Annotated in this window: 23 protein-coding genes; 10 read left to right on the top strand and 13 right to left on the bottom strand. The window is 68.9% G+C overall.

From position 1 onward, the window contains the following. Positions 1–112: 112 nt before the first annotated feature. Entirely contained in the window at positions 113–1,012 is a 900-nt protein-coding gene (locus SB751_RS17165) for a LysR family transcriptional regulator (protein ID WP_144197303.1), read from the bottom strand. 138 nt (positions 1,013–1,150) lie between these two features. On the opposite strand from SB751_RS17165, the gene SB751_RS17160 reads away from it, so the two are divergent. Next, complete coding sequence (locus SB751_RS17160; RefSeq protein WP_410748243.1) at positions 1,151–1,597, top strand: PACE efflux transporter; 447 nt, start codon at positions 1,151–1,153, stop codon at positions 1,595–1,597. 101 nt (positions 1,598–1,698) lie between these two features. Next, positions 1,699–3,282 (top strand): D-alanyl-D-alanine carboxypeptidase/D-alanyl-D-alanine-endopeptidase, encoded by a 1,584-nt coding sequence (gene dacB, locus SB751_RS17155; RefSeq protein WP_144197302.1) that lies wholly within the window; start codon positions 1,699–1,701, stop codon positions 3,280–3,282. 60 nt (positions 3,283–3,342) lie between these two features. Here dacB and SB751_RS17150 read toward each other — a convergent pair whose 3' ends face one another. The 7 genes from SB751_RS17150 to SB751_RS17120 all read right to left on the bottom strand — a co-directional run bounded on the left by SB751_RS17150 (position 3,343) and on the right by SB751_RS17120 (position 11,049). Further along, the gene (locus SB751_RS17150) at positions 3,343–4,332 is read right to left on the bottom strand and encodes an L-threonylcarbamoyladenylate synthase (protein WP_144197301.1); all 990 of its coding nucleotides are present in this window, start codon (positions 4,330–4,332) and stop codon (positions 3,343–3,345) included. Positions 4,333–4,341: 9 nt separating this feature from the next. Continuing rightward, positions 4,342–5,586: a 5-(carboxyamino)imidazole ribonucleotide synthase gene (locus SB751_RS17145; protein ID WP_144197300.1), complete on the bottom strand. Its 1,245-nt coding sequence runs from the start codon at positions 5,584–5,586 to the stop codon at positions 4,342–4,344. A 51-nt stretch (positions 5,587–5,637) separates the two neighbouring features. Continuing rightward, complete coding sequence (gene purE, locus SB751_RS17140; RefSeq protein WP_092292053.1) at positions 5,638–6,135, bottom strand: 5-(carboxyamino)imidazole ribonucleotide mutase; 498 nt, start codon at positions 6,133–6,135, stop codon at positions 5,638–5,640. A gap of 21 nt (positions 6,136–6,156) precedes the next feature. Then, entirely contained in the window at positions 6,157–7,065 is a 909-nt protein-coding gene (locus SB751_RS17135; RefSeq protein WP_144197298.1) for a phosphoribosylaminoimidazolesuccinocarboxamide synthase, read from the bottom strand. Positions 7,066–7,158: 93 nt separating this feature from the next. After that, the gene (gene fba, locus SB751_RS17130; RefSeq protein ID WP_144197297.1) at positions 7,159–8,223 is read right to left on the bottom strand and encodes a class II fructose-bisphosphate aldolase; all 1,065 of its coding nucleotides are present in this window, start codon (positions 8,221–8,223) and stop codon (positions 7,159–7,161) included. 120 nt (positions 8,224–8,343) lie between these two features. Further along, positions 8,344–9,780 carry a pyruvate kinase gene (pyk, locus tag SB751_RS17125; protein ID WP_144197296.1) on the bottom strand — a complete coding sequence of 479 codons (1,437 nt, stop codon included), beginning with the start codon at positions 9,778–9,780 and terminating at the stop codon, positions 8,344–8,346. Positions 9,781–9,852: 72 nt separating this feature from the next. Further along, positions 9,853–11,049 (bottom strand): phosphoglycerate kinase, encoded by a 1,197-nt coding sequence (locus tag SB751_RS17120; protein WP_144197295.1) that lies wholly within the window; start codon positions 11,047–11,049, stop codon positions 9,853–9,855. 435 nt (positions 11,050–11,484) lie between these two features. Between SB751_RS17120 and SB751_RS17115 the strand changes: the two genes are divergently transcribed. Then, the gene (locus SB751_RS17115; protein WP_410748242.1) at positions 11,485–12,591 is read left to right on the top strand and encodes a helix-turn-helix transcriptional regulator; all 1,107 of its coding nucleotides are present in this window, start codon (positions 11,485–11,487) and stop codon (positions 12,589–12,591) included. A 118-nt stretch (positions 12,592–12,709) separates the two neighbouring features. Beyond that, a complete protein-coding gene (locus SB751_RS17110; protein ID WP_211943629.1) occupies positions 12,710–13,855 on the top strand; it encodes a helix-turn-helix transcriptional regulator in 1,146 nt (381 codons plus the stop codon). Positions 13,856–13,877: 22 nt separating this feature from the next. On the opposite strand, the gene SB751_RS17105 is transcribed toward SB751_RS17110, so the two are convergent. The 5 genes from SB751_RS17105 to SB751_RS17085 form a co-directional block, all read right to left on the bottom strand. Next, entirely contained in the window at positions 13,878–14,201 is a 324-nt protein-coding gene (locus SB751_RS17105) for an AzlD domain-containing protein (protein ID WP_144197292.1), read from the bottom strand. Continuing rightward, entirely contained in the window at positions 14,198–15,037 is an 840-nt protein-coding gene (locus tag SB751_RS17100) for an AzlC family ABC transporter permease (protein ID WP_211943628.1), read from the bottom strand. Before SB751_RS17100 ends, SB751_RS17105 begins: the two co-directional genes overlap by 4 nt. A 194-nt stretch (positions 15,038–15,231) precedes the next feature. Continuing rightward, positions 15,232–16,557: an MFS transporter gene (locus tag SB751_RS17095; RefSeq protein ID WP_144197290.1), complete on the bottom strand. Its 1,326-nt coding sequence runs from the start codon at positions 16,555–16,557 to the stop codon at positions 15,232–15,234. Positions 16,558–16,588: 31 nt separating this feature from the next. After that, a complete protein-coding gene (locus SB751_RS17090; protein ID WP_211943627.1) occupies positions 16,589–18,127 on the bottom strand; it encodes an amidase in 1,539 nt (512 codons plus the stop codon). 221 nt (positions 18,128–18,348) lie between these two features. Then, positions 18,349–21,276 (bottom strand): DEAD/DEAH box helicase, encoded by a 2,928-nt coding sequence (locus tag SB751_RS17085; protein WP_246118939.1) that lies wholly within the window; start codon positions 21,274–21,276, stop codon positions 18,349–18,351. 142 nt (positions 21,277–21,418) lie between these two features. On the opposite strand from SB751_RS17085, the gene SB751_RS17080 reads away from it, so the two are divergent. The 6 genes from SB751_RS17080 to SB751_RS17055 all read left to right on the top strand — a co-directional run bounded on the left by SB751_RS17080 (position 21,419) and on the right by SB751_RS17055 (position 25,846). Next, positions 21,419–22,339 (top strand): branched-chain amino acid transaminase, encoded by a 921-nt coding sequence (locus tag SB751_RS17080; protein ID WP_144197288.1) that lies wholly within the window; start codon positions 21,419–21,421, stop codon positions 22,337–22,339. A gap of 54 nt (positions 22,340–22,393) precedes the next feature. Next, on the top strand, positions 22,394–22,588 hold the full coding sequence (locus SB751_RS17075) for a zinc-finger domain-containing protein (protein ID WP_092292027.1): 195 nt from the start codon (positions 22,394–22,396) through the stop codon (positions 22,586–22,588). A 112-nt stretch (positions 22,589–22,700) separates the two neighbouring features. Next, positions 22,701–23,723 (top strand): lipopolysaccharide heptosyltransferase II, encoded by a 1,023-nt coding sequence (gene waaF, locus SB751_RS17070; RefSeq protein WP_092292025.1) that lies wholly within the window; start codon positions 22,701–22,703, stop codon positions 23,721–23,723. 10 nt (positions 23,724–23,733) lie between these two features. Next, positions 23,734–24,174 (top strand): YybH family protein, encoded by a 441-nt coding sequence (locus SB751_RS17065; protein WP_092292023.1) that lies wholly within the window; start codon positions 23,734–23,736, stop codon positions 24,172–24,174. Positions 24,175–24,187: 13 nt separating this feature from the next. Beyond that, the gene (locus tag SB751_RS17060; protein ID WP_144197515.1) at positions 24,188–25,240 is read left to right on the top strand and encodes a YheT family hydrolase; all 1,053 of its coding nucleotides are present in this window, start codon (positions 24,188–24,190) and stop codon (positions 25,238–25,240) included. Positions 25,241–25,249: 9 nt separating this feature from the next. Beyond that, on the top strand, positions 25,250–25,846 hold the full coding sequence (locus tag SB751_RS17055) for a DUF2946 family protein (protein WP_144197287.1): 597 nt from the start codon (positions 25,250–25,252) through the stop codon (positions 25,844–25,846). Positions 25,847–25,852 lie beyond the last annotated feature (6 nt).

Below are 25,852 nucleotides of genomic sequence, written 5' to 3'. Positions count from 1 at the left end.
GGTTATATACGGGCGGATGCCGTGCCGTATTTGCGATTTCACTCAATTGCGATATTTCTTGCGGACGGTCAGATCCATCCGATTTCGGCGTTTGCATTCGCGTGCAAATGTCCTATCGCGCCGGCGCCGCCGGCAACGGCTGCCGCCTCACGCGTTCGCGCAGCCACGTCGCGGCCTTGCCGAGCGACCGCTGCTTGTGCCAGACCAGTTCCATCGCCACGGGCCAGTCCTGGTCCTGGAAGGCCAGCCGGGGCGATACCAGCGTGGCCGCCGCCGGCGAACTCGCGGCGATGTGCCACGGCACGAAGGCCCAGCCCAGCCGCCGCTTGACCAGTTCGACAATCACCCACTGGCTCTCCACCCACCAGACCTCGGCCGCCACGCGCAGCCGCTTCTTCTCCTCGCTGTCGCTGCGCGTGGCCACCATCAGCTGGCGATGGCGCTTCAACTCCTCGAAATCGACCTGCGCATGGGCGGCCAGTGGATGGTCGGGCGCGCAGATCACCGGCATCGGTACCCAGCCCAGCGCGTGGAAGGCCAGCTCGGGCGGCAGCACCTCCTGCCGCCACATGATGCCGAGGTCCGCGCACTGGCTCATCACCAGCCGGCTGACGTCCTCCATCAGCGGGAACAGCAGCTCCAGCTCCACGGCGGGAAAGCGTTGCGAGAACTCGTCCAGCAGCACGCCGAGCACTTCTTCGGGGTACAGCTCGTCCACGGCCAGCGTCAGGCGCGACTCCACGCCCTCGCCCAGGCTCATCGCCACGCCCCGGAAATGCTCGCAGCGCTCCAGGATCACGCGTGCCTCCACCAGCAGGCGCTCGCCGGCCGGGGTCAGTACCGGGTAGCGCGCGGTGCGGTCGAACAGCGCGTTGCCGAGGTCGATCTCCAGGTTGGCCACCGCCGCGCTGATTACCGACTGCGCCTTGCCGAGCTTGCGCGCCGCGCCCGAGAACGAACCGCTCTCGGCGGCGGCCACGAAGGCTTGCAGCTGGTCCAGGGACAGGCTCATGGGGTACTCCTTCCGTCACATCGAAGCTGGATCGGCGCCCGATTGGCATCAATCCATCTGTTTTGCCGATGGTATCCAACTTGTCCTAAGTTGTCCTGCCGATAGAATGGCCTCCATCGATCCCAAGGAGATCCCCTCATGCGCACCACCGCAGACCGCATCCGCCATACCGTCGGCTTCGAGCTGATCGGCCTGCTGGCCTTCGCGCCGCTGGCCAGCTGGGTGTTCGGCTTCGCCCTGCACCAGATGGGCCTGATTGGCGCGGTGGCATCGCTGATCGCCGCGGTCTGGAACTACGTCTACAACCTGATGTTCGACAAGGCGATGCTGCGCTTCCGGGGGCAGCTGCGGAAGACGCCGGCCATCCGCGTGCTTCACGCCATCCTGTTCGAAGGCGGGCTGCTGCTGGTCTTCCTGCCGTCCGTGGCGTGGTATCTCGACATCAGCCTGATCGATGCCTTCATCATGGACATCGCCGTGGCCGGCTTCTACATGGTCTACGCGCTGATCTACAACTGGGCCTACGATGCGATCTTTCCGATCCCGAACGCCACGCCGCGCGACTGCGCCGCCGACTGCCCCTGACCGAACCGAGCGTCGCTGAGACGCCAAGCCGACTTCACGGGTGAACTGGCACGTGAAGCGGCTGTTTTACGTCATCCAGCCGATGGCGGGCATGCGTTAACATGCTCGCCATGCCAAATCGTCCTGCCCTGCTTCGCCTTCCGCTGACGGCCGCCATCGCCGCCGCCGTGCTGCTCACCACCGGCATCGCCGGTGCCCAGGCCAAACCCGCCAAGCCCGCCAAGGCGGCGCAGGCCGTCAAAGCCACCGCCTCGAAATCCGCCTCGGTCCGCCGCGCGAGCGCCGACACCGTCGACCTGGCCGCCGCCCGCACCGGGCTACCGGCATCGGTCACGGCCGCGCTGCGCCGGGCCAACGTGCCGCTCTCTGCCGCCAGCTTCTACGTGGTCAAGGTCGGCGCACCGCAGGCCCGCGTGAGCTGGAACGCCGAGACGCCGATGAACCCGGCCTCGACCATGAAGGTGGTGACCACCTTCGCCGGCCTGCAGCTGCTGGGGCCGGACTACCGCTGGCTGACCTCGCTCTACGCCGATAGCGAGCCCACCGCCGACGGCACCGTCCGCGGCAACGTCTACCTGCGCGGGCGCGGCGATCCCAAGCTGGTGCCGGAGGAAATGGCCAAGCTGGTGGCCACGGCGCGCAACGCGGGCGCCACCACCATCGACGGCGACGTGGTGCTCGACCGCAGCTTCTTCGCGGATGCTGCCGAAGGCACTTATACGATCGACGGCGAGTCCCAGCGCGCCTACAACGTCAATCCGGACGCGCTGCTGTACGCCTTCAAGACCCTGTCGTTCACGATCACCCCGGACGCCGCCGGCCGCACCGTGGACGTGGCGGTCACGCCCGCGCTGGCGCAGCTGCGCGTGGAGAACCGCCTGACCCTGACCAACGGCCGCTGCGGCGACTGGCGCTCGCGCGCCACGCCCAACATCGCCCCGCAGCCGGACGGCACCGTGGTGGCCACCTTCGAAGGCACCTATTCGGGCGACTGCGGCGAGCGTGTGGTCAATCTCGCCACGCTGTCGCACAGTGATTTCATCTGGGGTGGGTTCGTGGCCGAGTGGCAGGCGGCCGGCGGCCGCTTCGCGCACATGCCGGGCCTGCGTAGCGGCGCGGTGCCGCGTGGCGCGTTCCTGCTGTCGCGCCACTACGGCCAGCCGCTTGGCGACGTGGTGCGCGACATCAACAAGTTCTCGAACAACGTGATGGCGCGCCAGCTGTTCCTGACGATTGGCGCGGAGATGGACCGCAGCGGCCCGGCCAGCACGGCGCGTTCCGCGCAGGTGATCCGCCGCTGGCTGACGCGCCAGGGGCTGGACATGCCGGGGCTGGTGCTCGACAACGGCTCGGGACTCTCGCGCGAGGAGCGCATCAGCGCCTATGACATGGCCCGGCTGCTCCAGCAGGCACTGGCCAGCGACGTCGGCTATACCCTGGTCGATTCCCTGCCCATCCTCGGCGTGGACGGCACGCTGCGCAACCGGCTCACGCGCGCCCACGCGGCGGGCAACGCCTACCTGAAGACCGGCACGCTGGCCGATGTGCGCGCGCTGGCCGGCTATGTCGATGCGACGAACGGGAGCCGCTATGTGGTGGTGGCGTACATCAACCACCCCAACGCCTCCGCCGCGCAGGAAGCGCACGATGCGCTGATGGAATGGGTGTTTCGCGGAGCGCCTTGAGCGCCTTGAGCGCCTTGAGCGCCTGGTAGCGCCGGTAGGGCCAGGGCGGCCCTGGCGCAATCAGGCTTCGAATGCCGCCGCCGCGCGGCCCAGGCGGTCGCGTACCCCGTCCCAGTCGTGGGCGTCGGGGACTGGCTCGAACACGAGCCGGCTGAAACCTTCCTTGTCGAGCTTGCGCAGCAGGCCGTAGAGCGCCTGGGCATAGGCGTCCGGTGTGGCCGGGGCTGGCACGAATACGCAGCGCGGGTCGTCGCTGACCTGCGCCCCGCCGACCCAGGCGAGCCGGCCATCGGCCGGCAGCGTCGCCAGAAAACGCGGTAGTTGATCCGGCGAGGCCAGCGTCAGCGGCGTGCGCGGTGCGTAGTGGGCGCGCAGCGTGCCCGAGGCGCGCGGCGCGGCGGCGTCGGGGGCCAGCGGCATCGTGCCGAGCACGTCGGCCATCATCGCCGCCGTGATCGCGCCGGGGCGCAGCAGCACCGGCCCCACCTCGTCGATGCGCGACAGATCGACGATCGACGATTCAATGCCGATATCCACCCCATCGCCCTCCAGCACGTAGACCGTGCCCGCGAATTCGTCCCGCACATGCTCGGCCGTGGTCGGGCTGACCTGCCCGAACTTGTTGGCCGAAGGCGCGGCGATGCCGCCCCGGCCACGCCGGAAGCGCGACAGCAGCGCCTGCGCCACCGGGTGCGAGGGGCAGCGCAGCCCGAGGCTGTCCTGCCCGCCCGCCACCGCCGCCGGAATATGGGCGGCGCGCTTGAGAATGATCGTCAGCGGACCGGGCCAGAAGGCGTCGATCAGCTTCTGTGCCGCCTCCGGCACTTCCGCAGCCCAGTAGCCTACATCGGCGCCATCCACCACGTGGACGATCACCGGATGGTTCGACGGCCGGCCCTTGGCGGCGAAGATGCGCGCCACGGCCTCGGGGTTCTCGGCATCGGCGCCAAGCCCGTAGACCGTTTCCGTCGGAAAGGCGACGAGTTGGCCGGCCTCGAGCAGGCGGACGGCCTCATCCAGTTCGGCCGCCGTGGGCATGCGTGAAGACATCGACGACCCTCAGACCGGGATATGAAGCGCCTGCGCGGCGGCGTTGAACGCCGCATCGGCGGCAGCAGCCTGCTCGCCCACGCAGTTCACATGGCCCATCTTGCGCGACGGCCGCGCGTCGTTCTTGCCGTACAGATGCAGCTTGGCGCCCGGCTGGGCCACCACCGCGTCCCAGGCCGGCGTGCGCTCCAGGCCGAATTCGAACCAGACATCGCCCAGCAGGTTCAGCATCTTGCCGGCCGAATGCTGGCGCGTGCTGCCCAGCGGCAGGCGGGCCATGGCGCGCACCTGCTGCTCGAACTGGCTGGTCTCGCAGGCGTCCATGGTGATGTGGCCCGAGTTGTGCGGGCGCGGCGCCATTTCGTTGGCGACCAGCGTGCCATCGGTCAGCACGAAGAATTCGATGCAGAGCACGCCGACGTAGCCCATCTCCGTCGCCACGGTGGCGGCGGCGGCGCGGGCACGGTTGGCGATGTCGTCAGACACGCTCGACGAAGGCATGGTGGTCGAGAACAGGATGCCGTCCCGATGGACGTTCTCGGCCAGCGGCCAGGTGGCGGTACTGCCGTCGGCGGCGCGGGCGGCCAGCACGGACACCTCGTAGGCCAGCGGCAGCATCTGCTCCAGCACGCACGGCACGTGCTGCATGGCGCGCCACGCGGCGCGCACGTCCTCGCGCGTCTTCACGCGGGCCTGGCCCTTGCCGTCGTAGCCCATGCGCGCGGTCTTGAGGATGCCCGGCAGCACGTTGTCCGGAATCTGGTCGACATCGGCATCGTGCTGGATCACCCAGTGCGGGGCCGGCGGCACGCCGGTGCGCTCGGCGCACGAGGCAAAGAACTTCTTCTCGCCGATGCGGTTCTGGGCGATCGACACGCAATAGCCGCGCGGCGCCACGAACGCGCCCAGCTGCTCCAGGCGGTCCAGCGACAGCGACGGCACGTTCTCGAACTCGGTGCTCACGGCCTCGCAAAGCTGGCCCATCTCGGCCAGCGCGGCCTCATCGGTATAGACCGCGCAGATATGCCGGTCCGCCACGGCGCCGGCCGGGCTGTCCTGATCCGGGTCCAGCACGCAGACGCGGTAGCCCATGGCCTGCGCCGCATGGGTGAACATGCGGCCGAGCTGGCCGCCGCCGAGCATGCCGAGCCAGGCACCGGGCAGGATCGGCGCGGTCGGGTTGTCCACGCCGAACTCGGCGCGCGACTCCGGCGTGTGGGCTTCGGACAGGTGGGGATGGATATCGGTCGGCATGCGGATCGGTTCCGGCGGCTTGCTTATATATAGAGAGAGAGGGACTGAGACTCAGGCCGGCAACGTCATGGCGCGCGCGGCCTCGGTCTGCTTCGCGCGGAACGCCTCGAGCGCGCTGGCCAGCGCGTCGTCCGTGGTGGCCAGCGTGGCGATGGCGTGCAGCGCCGCGTTGGCCGCGCCGGCTTCGCCAATCGCGAACGTGGCCACCGGCACGCCCTTGGGCATCTGCACGATGGAGAGCAGCGAATCCTCGCCGCGCAGGTACTTCGACGGCACAGGCACGCCGAACACCGGGACGATGGTCTTGGCGGCGATCATGCCCGGCAGGTGGGCGGCACCGCCGGCGCCGGCGATGATCGCCCGGATGCCCCGGCCGCGCGCCGACTCGGCGTAGCGGAACATGTCGTCGGCCATGCGGTGGGCGGAGACCACCTGTGCCTCGAACGCCACACCGAAATCCTTGAGCATGGCCACCGCGTGCTGCATCACGTCCCAGTCGGAACTGCTGCCCATCACCACGCCGACCACCGGCTTTGCTGCGTTGCTCACGATCTGTCCTTCCTAGTGCGGTTAGGCGAGTGCTTCGCCGGTCAGGCGGGTCAGCGCCTCACGGTACTTGTCGGCGGTCTTCTGCACCACGTCCTCGGGCAGCTTGGGCGCCGGGGCGGTCTTGGGCCACGGCTTGCCGTCGATGCGCACGGCCTCGAGCCAGTCGCGCACGAACTGCTTGTCGAACGACGGCGGGTTGGTGCCCACCTGGTACGAATCGGCCGGCCAGAAGCGCGACGAATCGGCGGTCAGCACCTCGTCCATCAGGGTCAGCGTGCCGTTCTCGTCCAGGCCGAACTCGAACTTGGTATCGGCGATGATGATGCCGCGCGTGGCGGCGAAGTCGGCCGCTTCCTTGTACAGGCGGATCGAGATGTCGCGCATCTGGGCAGCCAGTTCCTTGCCGATCCGCGCCTCGACCTCGGCGAACGAGATGTTCTCGTCATGCTCGCCCATTTCGGCCTTGGCGGCCGGCGTGAAGATCGGCTCGGGCAGCTTCTGCGCGTTCTGCAGGCCGGCCGGCAGCTCGATGCCGCACACCTTGCCCGTCGCCTGGTAGTCCTTCCAGCCGCTGCCGGCCAGGTAGCCGCGCACCACGGCTTCCACCAGGATCGGCTTCAGCCGCTTGACCACCACGGCCCGGCCCTGCACCTGCGCCACTTCCTCGGGCGCCACCACGCTCTCGGCGCTGATACCGGTCTCATGGTTCGGCACGATGTGCGCCAGCTTGCGGAACCAGAAGTTGGCCATCTGGTTCAGCACGCGGCCCTTGGCCGGGATCGGCTCGCCCAGGATAACGTCGAACGCCGAGAGGCGGTCGGTGGTGACGATCAGCAGCTTGTCGTCGCCAACGGCGTAGTTGTCGCGGACCTTGCCATGGCCGAGCAGCGGCAGGGACTGGATGGAGGACTGATAGAGAGCTTGGGACATGGTGGGGTCTGGGCCGGCGGGAGAGCCAAACGGGAAAACGAAACAAAAAAGCGTCGCCCCCGTATGCTGGGGACGACGCCGTCACGACAGTGATTACTGCACAACCTGGGCGAGCTTGCCCGACTTGTATGCCGAGGCGATGTCGGTCAGGCCGACCGGCTTGATCTTGCTGGCCTGGCCTTCGCAGCCAAACGCCACGTAGCGGGCCTTGCAGACCAGCTTGGCGGCCTCGCGGGCCGGCTTCAGGTACTCGCGCGGGTCGAACTTGCTCGGGTTTTCGGCAAAGAAGCGGCGGATCGCGCCGGTCATGGCCAGGCGGATGTCGGTGTCGATGTTGATCTTGCGCACGCCGAACTTGATCGCTTCCTGGATTTCCTCGACGGGCACGCCGTAGGTTTCCTTCATGTCGCCACCGAACTTGCGGATCTCTTCCAGCAGTTCCTGCGGCACCGACGACGAACCGTGCATCACCAGGTGGGTGTTGGGGATGCGCGCGTGGATTTCCTTGATACGGCTGATGGCCAGGATGTCGCCCGTGGGCTTGCGCGTGAACTTGTAGGCGCCGTGCGAGGTGCCGATGGCGATGGCCAGCGCGTCCAGCTGGGTGGCCTTGACGAAGTCGGCGGCCTGCTCCGGGTCGGTCAGCAGCATCGAGTGGTCCAGCACGCCTTCGGCGCCGATGCCGTCTTCCTCGCCCGCTTCGCCGGTTTCCAGCGAGCCCAGGCAGCCCAGTTCGCCTTCCACGGTCACGCCCACGGCGTGGGCCAGCGCCACCACCTTGCGGGTCACGTCGACGTTGTACTCGTATTCGGCCGGGGTCTTGCCGTCTTCACGCAGCGAGCCGTCCATCATCACCGACGAGAAACCAAGGTCGATGGCGCCCTGGCAGATTGCCGGCGACTGGCCGTGATCCTGGTGCATCACCACGGGGATGTGCGGGTAGGCTTCCACGGCCGCTTCGATCAGGTGACGCAGGAAGTGCTCGCCGGCGTATTTACGCGCGCCGGCCGACGCCTGCATGATTACCGGGGCGTTGACCTCGTCGGCGGCCTGCATGATGGCCTGCACCTGTTCGAGGTTGTTCACGTTGAAGGCCGGCAGGCCGTAGCTGTTCTCGGCGGCATGGTCCAGCAGCTGGCGCATGGAAACGAGTGGCATGTCTAACTCCTGAATGAAAAATTTGGGGGGTTCTTATCGGGGATGTCCGGGCCGGCAGGTTCGCACCACCAGGGTGCCGCGTCTGTCCGGCGCGCCACATCGCGCGCTTATTCCTAAACCTTAACTGCCCACCCTCACGATCTTGAGGGTATTCGTGCCGCCCGGCTGCCCCATGGGCTCGCCGATGGTCAGCACGATGAAATCGCCGCGCTGCACCACGCCCTGGGCCAGCAGCAGCTCCTCGGCCTGCTCCAGCGCCACATCGCGGTCCGTGCTCGACTGCAGCGGCAACGGCACCACGTTGCGGTACAGCTGCATCTTGCGCTGGGAGGCCAGGTTCGGCGTCATGGCGTAGATCGGCACGTGAATCCGGTGGCGGCTCATCCACAGCGCGGTGGCGCCGGAGTCGGTCAGCGCCGCGATGGCCTTCACTCCCAAATGATAGGCGGTGAACAGCGCACCCATGGCAATCGACTGGTCGATGCGCGAGAAGGTCTGGTTCAGGAAGTCGGTGTCCAGCTGCACCACCTCGGACTTCTCGGCCTCCAGGCAGATGGCGGCCATGGCCTCGACGGTCTCCACCGGGAAGCGCCCGGCGGCGGTCTCGGCCGAGGTCATCACCGCGTCGGTGCCGTCCAGCACCGCGTTGGCCACGTCGGACACCTCGGCGCGGGTCGGCACCGGGTTCACGATCATGCTTTCCATCATCTGCGTGGCGGTGATGGTCAGCTTGTTGGCCTCCCGCGCGAGGCGGATCATGCGCTTCTGCAGCGCCGGCACCGCCGCGTTGCCCACTTCCACGGCCAGGTCGCCCCGGGCCACCATGATGCCGTCGGACGCCTGGAGGATTTCCTCCAGCACGCCCGGGCGGATGGCCTCGGCCCGCTCGATCTTGGCGATCATGCGCGCCTTGTGGCCATGCGGCTGGCCGGCCACGGCGGCCAGCTGGCGCGCCATTTCCATGTCGGTGGCGTTCTTGGGGAAGCTCACGGCCACGTAGTCCGCGCCGAGGGCCATGGCGGTCTTGATGTCCTCCATGTCCTTGGCGGTCAGCGCGGGCGCCGAGAGCCCGCCGCCCTGGCGGTTGATGCCCTTGTTGTTCGAGAGTTCGCCGCCCACGCGCACCGTGGTGAAGATCTCGCTGCCGATGACACGTTCCACCACCAGCACGATCAGGCCGTCGTTGAGCAGCAGCACGTCGCCGGGGCCCACGTCGCGCGGCAGGTCCTGGTAGTCCAGCCCCACGCGCTCCTGGTTGCCGAGCGGGCAGGTGGCATCCAGCACGAACGGATCGCCCGGCGCCAGGGTGATCTTGCCGTTCTCGAACTTGCCCACGCGGATCTTCGGGCCCTGCAGGTCCGCCATGATGGCCACCTCGCGGCCACAGGCCGCCGCTGCCTCGCGCACCATTGCGGCACGGTCGATATGGTCCTGCGCGGTGCCGTGGGAGAAGTTCAGGCGCACCACGTCGACACCGGCGGCAATCATGCGGGTCAGCATGTCCAGCGTGCTCGACGCCGGGCCGATGGTGGCAACGATCTTGGTGGAACGAGTCATGCGGGCGGTTTCCTCAGTGGCAACTGGTACGAACAGGGGCGGCTCGGGAACAATCGGGGGAAATCAGGCGAATCAGGCAGCGGCGCGCTGCTGGAGCACTTCCAGCGCGGGCAGCGTCTTGCCTTCCAGGAACTCCAGGAAGGCACCGCCGCCGGTGGAGATATAGCCCACGCGGTCGGCGATGTGGTACTTGGCGATGGCGGCCAGCGTGTCACCGCCGCCCGCGATCGAGAAACCCTTGGAGTTGGCGATGGCCTCGGCCAGCACCTTGGTGCCGTTGCCGAACTGGTCGAACTCGAACACGCCCACCGGGCCGTTCCAGACGATGGTGCCGGCGGCCTGGAGCTGGTTGGCCAGCTGGGCGGCGGTCTTGGGGCCGATGTCGAGGATCATGTCGTCGTCGGCCACGTCCTTGACGTCCTTGACCGTGGCGGCGGCCGTGGCGCTGAATTCCTTGGCGCAGACCACGTCCACCGGAATCGGCACCGAGGCGCCGCGGCGGGCCATGATGTCGATGATGGCCTGGGCGTCGCCAACCAGGTCGTGCTCGGCCAGCGACTTGCCGATCTTCAGGCCGGCGGCCAGCATGAAGGTGTTGGCGATGCCGCCGCCGACGATCAGCTGGTCCACCTTGTCCGCCAGGGACTTGAGGATGGTCAGCTTGGTGGAAACCTTGGAACCGGCCACGATGGCGACCAGCGGGCGGGCCGGCTGGCCCAGCGCGCGGCCCAGCGCGTCGATCTCGGCGGCCAGCAGCGGGCCGGCGCAGGCCACGGGCGCGTACTTGGCGATGCCGTGGGTGGTGGCCTCGGCGCGGTGCGCGGTACCGAAGGCGTCGTTGACGTAGACATCGCACAGCCGGGCCATCTTCTGGGCCAGTTCGTCGCTGTTCTTCTTCTCGCCCTTGTTCACGCGGCAGTTCTCGAGCAACACCACCTGGCCGGGCGCCACGTCCACGCCATCGATCCAGTTCTGCACCAGCCGCACGGGCTTGCCGAGCAGTTCGGACAGGCGTTCGGCGATCGGGGCCAGCGAGTCCTCGGGCTTGAATTCACCCTCGGTCGGGCGGCCCAGGTGGGACGTCACCATGACGGCCGCGCCCGCCTTCAGGCAGGCTTCGATGGCCGGTACCGACGCACGGATGCGGGTGTCTTCCGTGATCTTGCCGGCATCGTCCTGCGGCACGTTCAGATCGGCGCGGATAAACACGCGCTTGCCGGAGAGATTGCCTTGGGAGATGAGATCGGTGAGACGCAGGACAGAGGTCATGGCGAGTAGAAACGGGACTGGGCGGTACGCCAACAGCACGCGGCCGCGTTGGAAATCGGGGAAACCGGCATTTTACCTGATCGCCGTCACGGTTTTATGCGATTGGCCCTAGAAATGCCGCATGAATCACTAATACTCACCCTGTGGGCGAAAGTGCCAGGAGCGCATCGGACTTCACTACAAACCCCCTCGAAGGGAGGGTACAGGTATCTCTGGCGGGTCGCCCCTATTGGGTTAATGTACGCCCTAATGTACTAAACGTATGCACCGCCAGACACGCATAGCAAACCTCGCATATTTGGTACATCGCATCATCAGTTGCAGCCAGCGAGCCGGCAACGACCGGCAATAACGAAAAAGCCATCCCCCTGACCAGCTCCGTTTCGAGGCGCCGGCGACCGGATGGTCCATTGTCGTGAATGCAGGGGTAATCCGATGGACCAAACAAGCATGCACGGGGCAATCCGTGGGCTTTACGAAGGCATTCTGGACCCCGGGGCATGGCACAAGAGCCTGTGCGCCCTGACCGATATGGCGAGTAGCGCACATGCCTCGATGATGGTGTGGGACACCGTGCGCGACCAGGTCACCGTCAACGAGATCGTCAATCCGGTGCCGGAGCTGTTCACCGCGTACGAGAAGGAATACCAGGCCATCGACCCGGCCAAGATCTTTGCCCCCCGGCTGGTGCCCGGCGCCTGGTATATCGATGCGCGCGATCTCGGCCCGCAGGGCATGGCGCGCCACCCCTTCTACTGCGACTTCTTCAACCGCTTCGACCTGCGCTCCTACGTGGCCTGCCTGGTGGAACGGCAGCCGCACTACGAAGTCTATTTTTCGATGCAGCGCGCGCTGAGCCAGGACGCCTTCTCGGGCGAGGACACCCGCGCGCTCGACTGGGTGGTGCCGCATATGCGCAGCGCCATCGCCCTGCGCGAACGCACCCTGGGGCTGTCCGCGCTGGCGTCTGTCTCCGCGCGGCTGCTGGAGCGGCTCGCCTTCGCCGTGGCCGTCTACACACCCGAGCGCCACCTACTGCTGGCCAATACGGCCGGCGAGCGCTGGGCGCGCCGGCTCGACCCCACTGGCAAGACCGGCGACTGGCGCCTCTCGCGCGGCTTTGCCGAGATGGTCCAGGCCGCCTGCCATCCCAACCAGCCGCAGGCCGCGCAGGCCGCGCGCGCCACCGACAAGACCGGCGCCACGGCCGAGGTGCTGGTCCTGCCCCTGCCGCCCACCCACATCCTCGCCGCCTCCTGGCAGCAACCCGCCGCGCTGGTGGTGGTGCACGAGGCCGGCGCCCCATCCGTGCTGCTCGATACCGTGCTGCGCGAGCTGTACGGGCTCACGCCGGCCGAAACCCGGCTGGCCACGCGGCTGGCTTGCGGCGAAGGACTGCCCGAGGCGAGCCGACAGATGCGCATTCGCCACGAGACCGCGCGCACGCAACTCAAATCCATCTTCCTGAAGACGGGCTGCGGCAGCCAGGCCCGCCTCACGCAGATGCTGACGCGGCTCGCCGCCACACTAGAGGGAGGCTAGCACCCTGCATCGCCCCTTTCCCCTGCCGCGATCCCCGTGGCAGGCACGCGAAGTCTTGACGCGCCGCCCGCCTCACCGGAACCGGGCGCACGCCCCGCGCACCTCGCCGGACTCAAGCATGAACGACGGACAAATGCACGAGACCATCCGAGGTCTCTACCAAGGTGTTTTCGAAACGGGCGCCTGGCAGCGGAGCCTGGTCGCCCTGTGTGACGCAAGCGGCAGTTCGCAGGCGTCGCTGGTCGTGCGCAACCGGGCGCTGGACCGCGTGGTGGTCACTCACGCGGTGGACTACAAGCCCGACGCCATGGAGGCCTACACCTCGCACTACTACCAGTTCGACCCGAGCCGGCCGTTCGCCGAGCGCCTGGGCGTGGGGGACTGGTATATCGACCATCGCGACGTAGGCGAGCAGGTCATGCGCACCAGCCCGTTCTATGGCGAGTTCCTGCGCGGCCTGAATGTCGCGTCGGTCATGTCGTGCCTGATCGAGCGGCATCCCACCTACGAGATTTACCTGTCGCTGCAACGGCCGCTCGATGCCAATGTCTATGCCGAGGCGGACGCCCTCGCGCTGGACTGGGTGATTCCGCACCTGCGCGATGCCATCGGCCTGCGCGAGCGCATGCAGGAGCTGGTCGCGCGGGGCCGATTGTCGGAAGACATGCTGAACCGGCTGCCCTTCGGCGTGGTGGTGTTCGATCTGGCCGGCAAGCCGCTGTTCGCCAACCAGTCCGGCGAGCCGTGGGTGCGGCGCCTGATGCCGGCCGCCTTCCTGGGGCCGCGCGCCAGCCCGTGGACGGACAGCGCCTTCTGGCAGTTATCACGGCCGTTCGCCGAGGTGCTCAGCGCCATGGCCGCGCCAGACACGCTGCAGGCCGCGCAGGCCATCCAGGCCGCCGGCCCGGATGGCCGCACCGCGCAGATCGTGTCCCTGGCGCTGGCGCCGATGGCGCAGAGCCTGCCGGGCATGGAGACCCATACCGTGCTGGCCGCCATCCACGAACGCTACGGCACGCCGCGCGCCATGCCGGCCATCCTGCGCGACCTGTTCGGCCTCACGCCGGCGGAAACGCGGCTGGCCGCGCTGCTGACGCAGGGCGTTGGCCTGCCGGACGCCTGCGTCCAGCTCGGCATCAAGCGCGAGACCAGCCGCACCCAGGTCAAGTCGATCTTCAACAAGACCCACACCAGCACGCAGGCGCAACTGGCGCACCTGCTGACCCGGCTCAGCACGATGCTGACCGAGCCATCGCGCTATTAGTTAACAGTGGGGATCAGAAGGCTCAGGTCAGCAGCCGCAGCGCGGTGTACACCGCCATGCCAACCACGATCATCCCGACCATGCGGCGCGTGAACAGGTAGAACACCGTGGCCGCGATGCCGGCCATCAGCTTGGCGTTCATCGGCGAGATGGTGAAGTGGCCCTGCCAGGTCATGAATTCCGGCACGATGATGGCCGCCAGCGCTGCCGCCGGGGCATAGCGCAGCGCGCGCTGGAGGCGGTCCGGCACGCTCACGCGCTCGCCGGCCATCAGGAACAGCGCCCGCGTGAACACGGTCACCACGGCCATGCCGACGATGGCGATCCAGGTTTCCAGATGGCTCATGCGCGGTCTCCGGTCTGGGGCGCCGGCTGCGGCTCGGATATCGCGCGGGCCTCGGCCTTGGCCTTGTCCTTCCGCGCGCGGATGCCGCGCAGCGTGGCGCGCGCCGCCAGTTCGTCGCTGGCCATGCCCGCCGCCAGCGCGCCCACCACGGCCACCACCAGTGCCAGCCGGTACGGGAGGTCGAAGCACAGCAGCGCCAGCACGGCGGACACCACCACGGCCATCAGCGTGGAGCGCGAGTTGATCGTGGCGATCATCACCGGAATCAGCGCCATCACGCCGGCCAGCCCGAGACCCCAGGCGTCCGGGAACACGCTGGCCAGCAGGATGCCGAGCAGCGACGAGACCTGCCAGGTGGCGCAGTTGACCAGCGCCATCCCCCAGAAATAGCCCTCCTTGCCCGGCGCGTAGCCCGGCTCGACGTATTTCTGCATGAAATAGACGAAGTGGAGGTCGCCGTTGAAGAAGCCCAGCACGGTGCGCCGGCCCATCGGCAGATAGCTGAAGTGCGGCTGGAGCGCCGCGCTGAAGATGACGAAGCGCAGGTTGACCACGGCGGCGGTCAGCCAGATGGTCCAGATCGGCAGGCCGGCGGCGAACAGCGGCAGCACGGCCAGCTGGGCGGAGCCGGCATAGACCAGCAGCGACATGCCGATGGCCTCCGGCACGGTCAGCGCCGACTTGCTCATGGCCACCCCGGTGACCAGCCCCCACGAGAACACGGCGGGCAGGGATGGCGCGAAATAGCGTGCGCCGTCGAGAAAACCGTTGCGCTCCACCTCGGCAAAGCGATGCCAGAGGCGCAACCACACCGGGGACGACTGTCGGGGTGTCATAGCAGAGGGCGAGAAGGGTACGGCCAGCGCGTGGAGCGGGGCCGTCGGGGGCACCGCCGGCATCGCGCCGACGGCAAAGCAGACATTATAGGCTGGCGACCGCCGCTGGTAAGCGGCGGCTTAAAAGTGCACGCACCGAGTGTTGTTTCACGGAGAATCGGCCCCCCCGCCTCTCCTCCGCCCTCACCCAGCCGCTATGCCGGGCGGCCCGTGGGCGCCAGCGGCGCCGCTTCCGTCGCCGGCGCCTGCGCCGGGTCCGTCTCGTCATCCCCGCCGCCGGCCTGGCCCAGGTCGATGCCCGAGGTTTCCGGCAGCAGCGCCGCCGACACCATCACCAGCGCGTAGCCCACCCCGGCCACCATGGCGATGGCCAGTGCCAGCGAGGTCCGCCCGCTGTTGAGCCAGCCCACCGCGAGCGGGAAGAACGAGCCGATCACCCGGCCGAGGTTGTACGACACGCCATACCCCGTGGCGCGCACGGCACTCGGGTACGACTCCGAGATCGTCGCGCCAATCCCCGAGAACACGCCCTGCATCAGCACCCCGAGTGGGAAGCCGAGGAACAGCATCGACGTATTGCTGACCGGAATCACCATATAGATCATCGCCATGACGAAGGCGCCGGCGGCGAACGCCATATAGGTCACCCGGCGGCCCCAGCGGTCCGTGGCGTAGGCGCCGGCCACGTAGCCCACCAGCGAGCCGAGGATGGTCACGGCCAGATAGGAGCTGGTGCCGAATACCGACAGCCCCCGCTCGGTCTTCAGGAAGGTGGGCAGCCAGGTGGCGATGGCGTAGTAGGCGCCCAGCATGCCGCCCGACAGCAGGCTGCACAGCAAGGTCTTGCGCAGCAGCGGGGCGCGGAACACGCGCGCCAGGTCCGCCCCCGGCGAGACCTTGCCGCGCGCGGCCCGGCTCTTGAGGAAGACTTCCGGCTCCTGGAGGTTGCGGCGCAGGTAGATCACCACCAGCGCCGGCAGGATGCCGAGAAAGAAGCAGACCCGCCACGCCGTTTCCGGCTCGAACAGGTTGAACGTGATGGCGTAGGCGATGGCCGCGCCGCCCCAGCCGAACGAATAGCTGCTGGCGGTGAAGCCCGAGTACTTGCCGCGATGGGCCGGATTGCGGATCAGCTCGGTCACCAGCACCATGCACAGCGACGATTCGCCGCCGAAGCCCAGCCCCTGCAGCATGCGGAATACCAGCAGCTGCTCGGGCGAATTCGCCATGCCGCACAGGAAGCACGACACCGCGAACACGATGATGGTCCAGCGCAGCACGCGCACGCGGCCGAAGCGGTCCGCCAGCAGCCCGGCGCCCACCGCGCCCACCAGCGACGAGACCAGCGTCCAGGTGACGATGGCGCCCGCCATCGACTTGCTCATGCCCCACTGCGCCAGCAGCGTGGAGATGAGGAAGGAATAGATCATGAAGTCGAACACATCGACCGCATGACCAAGAAACGCGCCGTAGAACCCCTTGCGCTCGGCGCGCGACAGCTCCCTGAACCAGTCCATCATGATGGTTTCCTCCCAGCTTTCAGTTGTGTTGTTATCGATCGATGCCGGCCGCTGCCAGCCCGCGCGGCGGTTGGCAGGCGTAGCCGGCGGCCTCGAGCAGTTGGGCGAAGCGCAGCGACGTGAGATCGCCCCAGCGCCGCGCCACGATCTGCACGCCGCACGGCAGGCCGTCCCGCGCGGGACCGATCGGCGCCACCGTGGACGGCAGCCCGCACAGCCCCGAATGGCCGGCCCAGAACAGTTGCGTGGTCAGCGGCATCGGCTGGCCGTTCACCGGCAGCGTGCGCTGCCACGGCTCGCCGGCTTCGTCGAGCGGGAACGCGGTGGTGGCGGCGGCCGGACACAGCAGCACGTCGTAGTCGGCGAAGAAGCGGCGCCAGCTCTCGGCAAAGCGGTCGCGGGCGGCTTGCAGGCGCAGCCAGTCGCGGTGCGTCAGCGTGGCGCCAGCGAATTGCAGCGTGGCGTAATCGTCACCCGAATCCGGGCGGGTGCGCGCCAGCGCGTCGGCGAAGGCGGCGTCATCCATATAGACGGAGGTGGTGGCGCGCAGCAGCAGCACGTAGCTGCGCCACAGCGCGGCGGCGTCGAAGTCCGGGCGCACGTGCCAGTCCACCCGGGCGCCCTGCCCGGCCAGCCAGTGGCCGAGCGCCTCGATGGGCTGGCTGACCATGACATCGACATCGGCCAGCGGATGGGTCGGCAGCACCGCCACGCGGAAGTCGGCCAGACGCTGGTGCGGGCAGGCGGGCAAGTCCAGCCGCCAGGCGGGCGCGAGGTCCACGTCCGGGCCGGCGATGGCACGCAGCACCAGTTCGAGGTCGCGCGCGCTGCGGGCGACCGGGCCCGCCACGTTGATGTCCTGCTCGGCAAACCCGGCCGGCGCGTTGCCGTGGCCGCGCAGCGGCACCAGCCCGTGACTGCTCTTGTGCGAGAACACGCCGCAGTAGTGCGCCGGGTTGCGCAGCGACGAGCCGATGTCGGAGCCCACATCGAAAAAGCTCATGCCGGCGCAAACCGCCGCCGCGCTGCCGCCCGAGGAACCGCCCGGCGTGCGCGATGGATCGTGCGGATTGCGTGTGGTGCCGTAGATCGCGTTGTAGCTTTGCCAGTCGCGCAGGCCCAGCGGCACATTGGTCTTGCCGAGCAGGATGGCGCCCTGGGCGCGCAGGCGCTGCACCACCACGGCATCGCGCTCGGCACGATGATCGGCGCGCGCCGGGCTGCCGCAGGTGGTGGGCCAGCCGGCCACGTCGAACGATTCCTTGATCGAGAACGGCACACCGTCCAGCGGCCCAAGTGCGGCGCCGGCCTGTCGGCGGCGGTCACTCTCGCGGGCCGCCGCGCAGGCGGCATCGAAGTCCGGCAGGATAAGTGCGTTGATCGTCGCATGATGGGCGACCCACGCGGCGTGGCAGGACGCAACCAGCGCCTGCGCGGTGGTCTCGCCGCTGGCGAGTTGTTCGGCGGCTCGCCAGATCGGCAAAAAGCAGTCGTCCAGCCGGCCAGGGTCGGCCGGCGGCAGGTCAGGCAGGGTCACGTTCGCTCCGTGTGTTGTCTTGGGCCGGCGCATGGGTGCGGCGGCCTGAGGGGGCGCTATCGATACGGCGGCGGTTACAGCGTTCGGTATACTATATTCACCAATCCGAAAATCACAAGGCAGTATTTGTGCCAAGGTGATTTGCACCGCAACAAGGCAGGTAGCGGCTTTTCATGGGATTGGCGCGTGCGGGTGCGTGTGCGCTGCACCATCATCGGGAGCGCTTTGGTATACCGTTTGGTGCGTAGGAGGGATCAGCGCCGCAGCAGGCCGACCAGTTCGTCGATGTCCGGCAAGGCGGCGGCGCGGCCCGTGGCTTCGCCGTCGGTGGCGTCGAGCACGCCGTCCGCCAGCGCGCGCTTGCCCTGATGGAGGTCTACGATGCGTTCCTCGATGGTGCCGGCGGTGATCAGCCGGTAGACCGTGACCGGCCGCTGCTGGCCGATGCGGTGCGCGCGGCCCATCGCCTGATCCTCGGCGGCGGGGTTCCACCACGGGTCGGCTATCACGATGTAGTCGGCCGCCGTCAGGTTCAGGCCGAAGCCGCCGGCCTTCAGGCTGATCAGGAAGACATCGCCCGCCCCGCCCTGGAACGCGGCCACGCGGCGCGTGCGTTCACCGGCCGGCGTGGCACCGTCCAGATACTGGTAGGCCAGTCCGGCCTCATCCAGCGCGCGCCGCATCAGCTGCAGGAAATCGACGAACTGGCTGAACACCAGCGTCTTGTGCCCGTTGGCGGCCAGCGTGGCGGCCAGTTCGGCGAAGGCGCGCACCTTGGCGCCCGGCGCGGCCACCTCGGGCGTGGCCAGACGCGGGTCGCACGCGGCCCGGCGCATGCGCATCAGCTGCGCCAGCACGTGGATGCGGGCGTCGGGTTCGGCCGGCGCTGCCGGCTGTGCCTTGCGCCCCTTCCTGGCGGGCGGACGCAGCAGCGCGCGCTCGGCCTCGGACAGCGCCTGGCGGCGCAGCGCCTCGTAGTGGGCGGCCTCGGCCGGCTCGGGCTCCACGCGGATCACGAGTTCCGTGCGCGGCGGCAGTTCGTCCAGCACCTGCGCCTTGGTCCGCCGCAGCACGAACGGCGCGATCATGCGCCGCAGCCGCACGCGCGGCTCCCGTGCGCCATTGCGCTCGATCGGATTGGCAAAGTGTTCGTTGAAGCGGACCAGCGACCCGAGCAGCCCCGGGTTGCAGAACCGCATCACGGACCAGAGTTCGGAGAGCCGGTTCTCGATCGGCGTGCCGGAAAGCGCCACGCGGCAGTCAGCGGCCAGCGCGAACATGGCCTGCGCGCGGCGCGAAGACGGATTCTTGATCGATTGCGCCTCGTCGGCGACCACCGTGTGCCAGCGCCGCGCGCCGAAATCCTTGCGCGCCTGCTGGAGCAGCTGGTACGAGACGATCACGAGATCATGGGCGCCGGCCTGCTCGACCATGGCCGCGCGATCCCCTTCGGCATAGAGATGGACGTTGAGTGTGGGGGCAAAGCGGCGCGCCTCGGCGGCCCAGTTGCCGCACACCGAGGTCGGCGCCACGACCAGCGCCGCACCGCCGGCGGCGCGGGCCAGCAGCAGCGCAAGCGACTGGAGCGTCTTGCCCAGCCCCATGTCATCGGCCAGACAGGCGCCGAAACCGGCCTCGGCCAGCGCCATCATCCAGCGGTAGCCTTCTTCCTGATACGGACGCAGTTCGGTGGCCAGCGTGGCCGGCACGGCGGCGTCCGTCTCGCGTGCGGCGCGCAGCCGGCGCACACGCGTGCGGAAGTGCGCGTCCGGGTCCACCCCGGCGCCGGCCAGCACATCGTCCAGCCAGGGCGCGGCCACCAGCGGCACGCGGATGCCATCGCGCACCCCATCCCCCACCCCGGCGAGGTCGCGCAGGCGGGCGCGCAGCTGGCCGGTCAGCGCCACGTAGACGCCCTGCCCCATCGGCATGAAGCGCCCGGCGTGGCCGTGCGCCCAGGCCACCAGCTTCTCGAGCGACATCACCAGCCCCTCGGCCACGCGCAGATGGCCCACCAGCTTGAACCACTCGCTGCCGGTTTCCACGCTGACGGCCAGTTGCGGGAGGTCGGCGGGCAGCAGCCGGATCTCGCGGCCGCGCGGCCATTCGAGGTCGATCACGCCGGCAAGGCCGGGCAGCATCTCCACGGCGGTGAGGGCGTCTTCGGGGTCGTCCAGCGTCCAGGTGTATTCGCCGCCGGGTGGCGCGGTCTCGACCAGGAACGGCAGGGCGGCGAAGACTTCGGCCACGTGGGCCAGCTCGGCGTCCAGGTCGCGCTCGGTGGCCATCGCTTCGCCGGCAACGGTCGCCATCAGCTGCGCGCGGCCCGCGCCCGGCGCCAGCCGGGGCCCCATCGGGCCCAGCGGCGTGACCACCAGCCGCAGGCCGATGCCGCGCCCTACCGGCGCCACTTCGGCACGCAGGCGGGTTTCCGGCTCGCGCAGGCGCGCTTCGCCCGAACTGTCGGCATGGATCTGGAAATGGCCGGCCAGCGCGCGCAGCGTGGTGTCCAGCCGGGCGTGGGCGTCCGCGGGCACGGCCAGCCCATCGGCAATCAGGCGGGCGGCCTGCTGCTGCGCGGCGGAGAAGCGAATCACGCGGAGGCGGCGCGGGCCGTCCTGGAGCACCGTGATCTGGCGCAGCGCCTCGGCTTCCTCGCGCGCGGCGGGGGGCAGCAGGTCTTCCATGGCGGGCGCGGGGCGCAGCGGGGGGGCGATGCGGAGCACGTAGCGCTCGCCGCCGTTGGCAATCTCCCGGACGGCTTCCAGCGTGGGGGCGGCCTCGGTGACCTCCATCGGCACGGTCGGCGCGTGGGACAGCACCACCCCCGGGTGCCCGACCAGCGCCATCACGGCGGCGGCGCGGTCCAGCACGTGGCGGCGGTTGCGCGAGCGGTCGCGGCGGATGGCCCGGGCCACGCGGGCGTCCCACGGCGCCAGGGTGTCGTCCTCGGCCACCCGGGCCAGCGGGATCGGGCGGGGCTTGCCCCAGCCGCGCGGGCCGTGGGCCTGCTCCAGCGGTTCCACCGTGCCCAGGACCCCATCGGCATCCACAGTCAGCGCCCACAACAGGCGCCGCCGCCCGCCCTCGGCGGGGGCATCCGCGCCGGCCAGGGCTGCCAGTTCGCCCAGGGCGTCCTGCCAGCGGTCATCGTCATTGGGGGTGGAAGGGAGCGCGGACAAGGGCAAAGACGGGCAATGGGGGCTGGGCGGGATCGGAACGGCGATTGTAGTCCCCCCGCCCGGCCCCGGCCGCGTTGGCACATCAGGGCGCGCGGCTTACAATGGCGGCCTTGTGACATTTCTGGTGCAGAGGGAGACAACCATGTCGATGGCGGATCGCGACGGCAAGATCTGGATGGACGGCAAGCTGATTGAGTGGCGCGATGCCAAGATTCACGTGCTGACGCACACCCTGCACTACGGCATGGGCGTTTTCGAGGGCGTGCGCGCCTACAAGACGCCGGACGGCACCGCGATTTTCCGCCTCAAGGAGCACACGCGCCGCCTGTTCAACTCGGCCAAGATCTTCCAGATGGCCATGCCGTTCGACGAAGCGACGCTCGAGGCCGCCCAGCGCGAGGTGGTGCGGGCCAACAACCTTGAGTCGTGCTACATCCGCCCGCTGGTCTGGATCGGCTCCGAGAAGCTCGGCGTGTCCGCCAAGGGCAACACCATCCACGTGGCCATCGCCGCCTGGCCGTGGGGCGCCTACCTGGGCGAAGAGGGGCTGGAGCGCGGCATCCGCGTCAAGACCTCGTCGTTCACGCGCCACCATGTGAATGTGTCGCTGGTGCGCGCCAAGGCGAGCGGCTACTACATCAACTCGATCCTGGCCAACCAGGAGGCCACCGGCCTCGGCTACGACGAGGCGCTGCTGCTCGACACCGACGGCTACGTGAGCGAGGGCTCGGGCGAGAACGTGTTCATCGTGCGCAATGGCGTGATCTACACCCCGGACCTGGCCTCGTGCCTGGACGGCATCACCCGTGACGCCACGCTGACGATTGCCCGCGACCTCGGCATCGAGGTGCGCGAGAAGCGCATCACGCGCGACGAAATGTACTGCGCCGACGAAGCGTTCTTCACCGGCACCGCCGCCGAAGTCACGCCGATCCGCGAACTGGACGACCGCGTCATCGGCGAAGGCCGCCGCGGCCCGGTTACCCAGCGCATCCAGGAAGCGTTCTTTGCCGCCGTGGGCGGCACGGACGAGAAGTACAAGAAGTGGCTGACGCTGGTCTGAGCGCCGTCATCCGCATCATCAAAAACAAGCACCCTGCAAGCCAAACGCAACACCATGACGCAAACCGCATCCGTCGTCGAAATCGGCGCTGAAGACATGCCCCTCCACTGCCCCACGGGGAACACCCCGACGTGGAACTACCATCCCCGCGTGTTCCTGGACGTGGCCGACACCGGCGAGGTGAAGTGCCCGTACTGCGGCACCGTGTACAAGCTCAAGCCGGGCACCGTTCTGAAGGGCCACCACTGAGATCGCGTCCGAGGCACGCGGCCTGCGCCGCGCGCCGCCGCACTCCCCTCCCGCCCCGGGCCGCGTTGCGCCCCGGGGCGTTGGCATGTCCGGGCCACGCATCACCCACAATATGAAAAAAGCCCTCGTCATCGCCCCGAACTGGATCGGCGACGCGCTGATGGCGCAGCCGCTGTTCGCGCTGCTCAAGGCGCGCCATCCCCGCATGGTCATCGACGCCCTCGCCCCGAAATGGGTGGCGCCGGTGCTCGCACGCATGCCCGAGATCGGCACCGTGTTCCCGAGCGACCTCGCGCACGGCAAGCTGCAGCTCTCGGCCCGGCTGATGTTCGCGCAGCAACTCAAGCACGAAGGCTACGACGTGGCCTATGTGCTGCCGAATTCACTCAAATCGTCGCTGATTCCGTTCCTGGCGGGCATTCCGCTGCGCATCGGCTATCGCGGCGAGGCGCGCTTCGGCATGCTCAACGTGCGCCACGCCAACCCGCCGCGCGACAAGCGCCCGCCGATGGTGGAGCACTACGCACGGCTGGCCCTCAAGCCCGGCGGGCGCCTGCCCGAGCACATTCCCGACCCGCAACTGCGCGTGAAGCCCGAGCGCATGGCCGCCACGGCCGAGCGCTTCGGCATCGCGCCGCAGACCCGGGTGATTGCGTTCTGCCCGGGCGCGGAGTTCGGCCCGGCCAAGCGCTGGCCCGCCGCCCACTTCGCCGAACTGGCGCAGATGCTGCGCCGCTCGTTCCCGTACGCGCAGATCATCACGCTCGGTTCGGCCAAGGATGCGGAGATTGCGGCGGAGATCGTCGCCGGGGCGCCGTTCGTGCGCAACCTGTGCGGCCAGACCTCGCTCGACGACGCGGTGGACCTGCTCGCGCTGTCCGAGGCGGCCGTCTGCAACGACTCCGGCCTGATGCACGTGACCGCCGCGCTGAACCGCCCCCAGGTGGCCGTCTTCGGCTCCAGCGACCCGCGCCATACCCCCCCGCTGTCACAGGCTGCGAGTATCATGTGGCTGCAACTCGAGTGCAGCCCCTGCTTCAAACGCGAGTGCCCGCTGGGCCACCTGCGCTGCCTGAAGGACATCGAACCCGAAATGGTGTTCGTCGAGTTGCGCAAGCTCCTGCATCGACCCTGACCACGCCAACATGCCCCGTTTCGCCCGACTGTTCGATTCCGCCGAAGACATCGTCGATGCCTTCCGCGAAGCCATGAAACTGCGCGATGCCGACGGCGCGCTGCGCCTCTGGCTCGACGAGGATTCGGTCACGTGCGTGATGCCCGACGGCCAGCGCCTGATCGGCCACGACCACCTGCGCCAGGCCTTCATGCTGCTGCTGGAGGAGCAGCCGGTGCTGATCGACGCCATCGAGACCAGCAGCCATGCCTCGCTCGGCGTGTCGATCTTCGACGTCACCGAGGCGCTGCGCTTTGGCGCGGACCGCGTGGAAGCGGACCTCTACGTGCACACCACCTACGTGCTGATGCAGAACCACGAGGGCTGGCGCCTGGCCCACATCCACTGCAGCCCGGCCAACGCGGTGCAGGTAGCCGCCGTGGCCGCCGCCCCGGGCCAGGCGCTGCACTGACCACTTCGACGTGATGGGCCTGAAGCTGGGCGCCCCCTTCGGCGAGACCTTCCACACGCCGTGGTGGCTGCGCGGTGGCCATGCCCAGACCATCCTCGCGGCCCGCTTCACGCGGCACCGGCGCGTCACGTTCCGGCGCGAACGCTGGGACACCCCCGATGGCGACTTCATCGACGTCGACTGGACCACGCACCCGGTAGCGCCGGGCGCCCCGCTGGTGGTGATGTTTCACGGGCTCGAGGGCGACTCGCACAGCCACTACGCCCAGACCCTGATGGACGCGCTGCGCGCACGCGGCTGGCAGGGCGCCATCCCGCATTTCCGGGGCTGCTCGGGCGAGCTGAACCGTGCGCCGCGCTTCTATCATTCGGGCGATTCCGCCGAGATCCGCTGGGTGCTGGAGCGGCTGCGCCAGCAGGTGCAGGCGGGGCAGGCGGAAGGACAGCGCATGCTGGCGGTCGGCATCTCGCTCGGCGGCAACGCCCTGCTCCGCTACCTCGGCGAAGAGGGCCACGGCGCCAGTTTCCTCTCGGCGGCGGCGGCCATCTCGGCCCCGCTCGACCTCGCGGCCGGCGGCGCGGCGCTCTCCCAGGGCTTCAACCTGATCTATACCCGGATGTTCCTGCAAACGCTGAAGCGCAAGTCGCTCGCCAAGCTCGACCAGTTTCCGGGCCTGTTCGACCGTGCGACGATGCTGGCGAGCCGCGACCTCTACGCGTTCGACAACGTGGTCACCGCGCCGCTGCACGGCTTCCGCGATACCGATGACTACTGGAAGCGCGCCGCCAGCAAGCCGGTGCTGGGCGAGATCCGCATTCCCACGCTGGTGCTGAACGCGCGCAACGACCCCTTCCTGCCCGGCCAGCACCTGCCGAGCCAGGCCGAGGTCAGCCCCGACGTGCTGCTGGAGCAGCCCGCGCACGGCGGCCACGTCGGCTTCATGACGCCGCGCGCCGGCGTGCTGGGCCACCTGCCGCTGTTCCCGGTGGCGGGCCATATCGAATGGCTGCCCACGCGCATCCTCGACTACTTCGACAGTGTGAGCGGCACGCGCCAGACGGCGTAGGAGACAACCATGGATGACATCGTCAAGCAGGCGATGGCCCGCTGGCCCAATGTACCGAATGCGTACGGATGGCTGGCGCTGGACCGGCGCGGGCAATGGCGCCTGCGCAACGAGTTCGCGCAGGAGCACGGGCTGTCCGGCGACCCGATCCGCCACGAGGCGCTGATCCACTTCATCGAACGCAACTACACCCACGACGCGCGCGGCGCCTGGTTCTTCCAGAACGGGCCGCAGCGGGTGTTCGTCGCGCTCGGCTACGCGCCGTGGATCGTGCGGATGCATGACGGCGCGCTGGCCACCACCACCGGGCGGCCGTTCAGCGTGACGGCCTGCCATGCGGACGAGCACGGCAACGTGGTGCTGGCGGGGACGGTGGAAGGTCTGGAAGCTGGCGCGCCGGTGCAGGCCGCGCTGCTGCACGACCATGATCTCGACGCCTTCAGCAGCGCCTGCACCTGGCATGGCGAGGCGTGCGGCGCGGCGCTGGGGGTGTTCCATCACGCCGGGCGCGATTTCGACATCGAACCGATTGCCGAGGACGAAGTGCCGACGCGCTTCGGCTTCGTGCGAACACCCGCGCCCGCACCGGAAGCCGAAGCTGGCTGAGGCCAA

The sequence above is a fragment of the Cupriavidus sp. SIMBA_020 genome, assembly GCF_046535395.1.
Taxonomy (GTDB): Bacteria; Pseudomonadota; Gammaproteobacteria; order Burkholderiales; family Burkholderiaceae; genus Cupriavidus; species Cupriavidus campinensis.
Note: the sequence above shows the minus strand (reverse complement) of the source record. Positions and strands in the feature narration are given on the sequence as shown.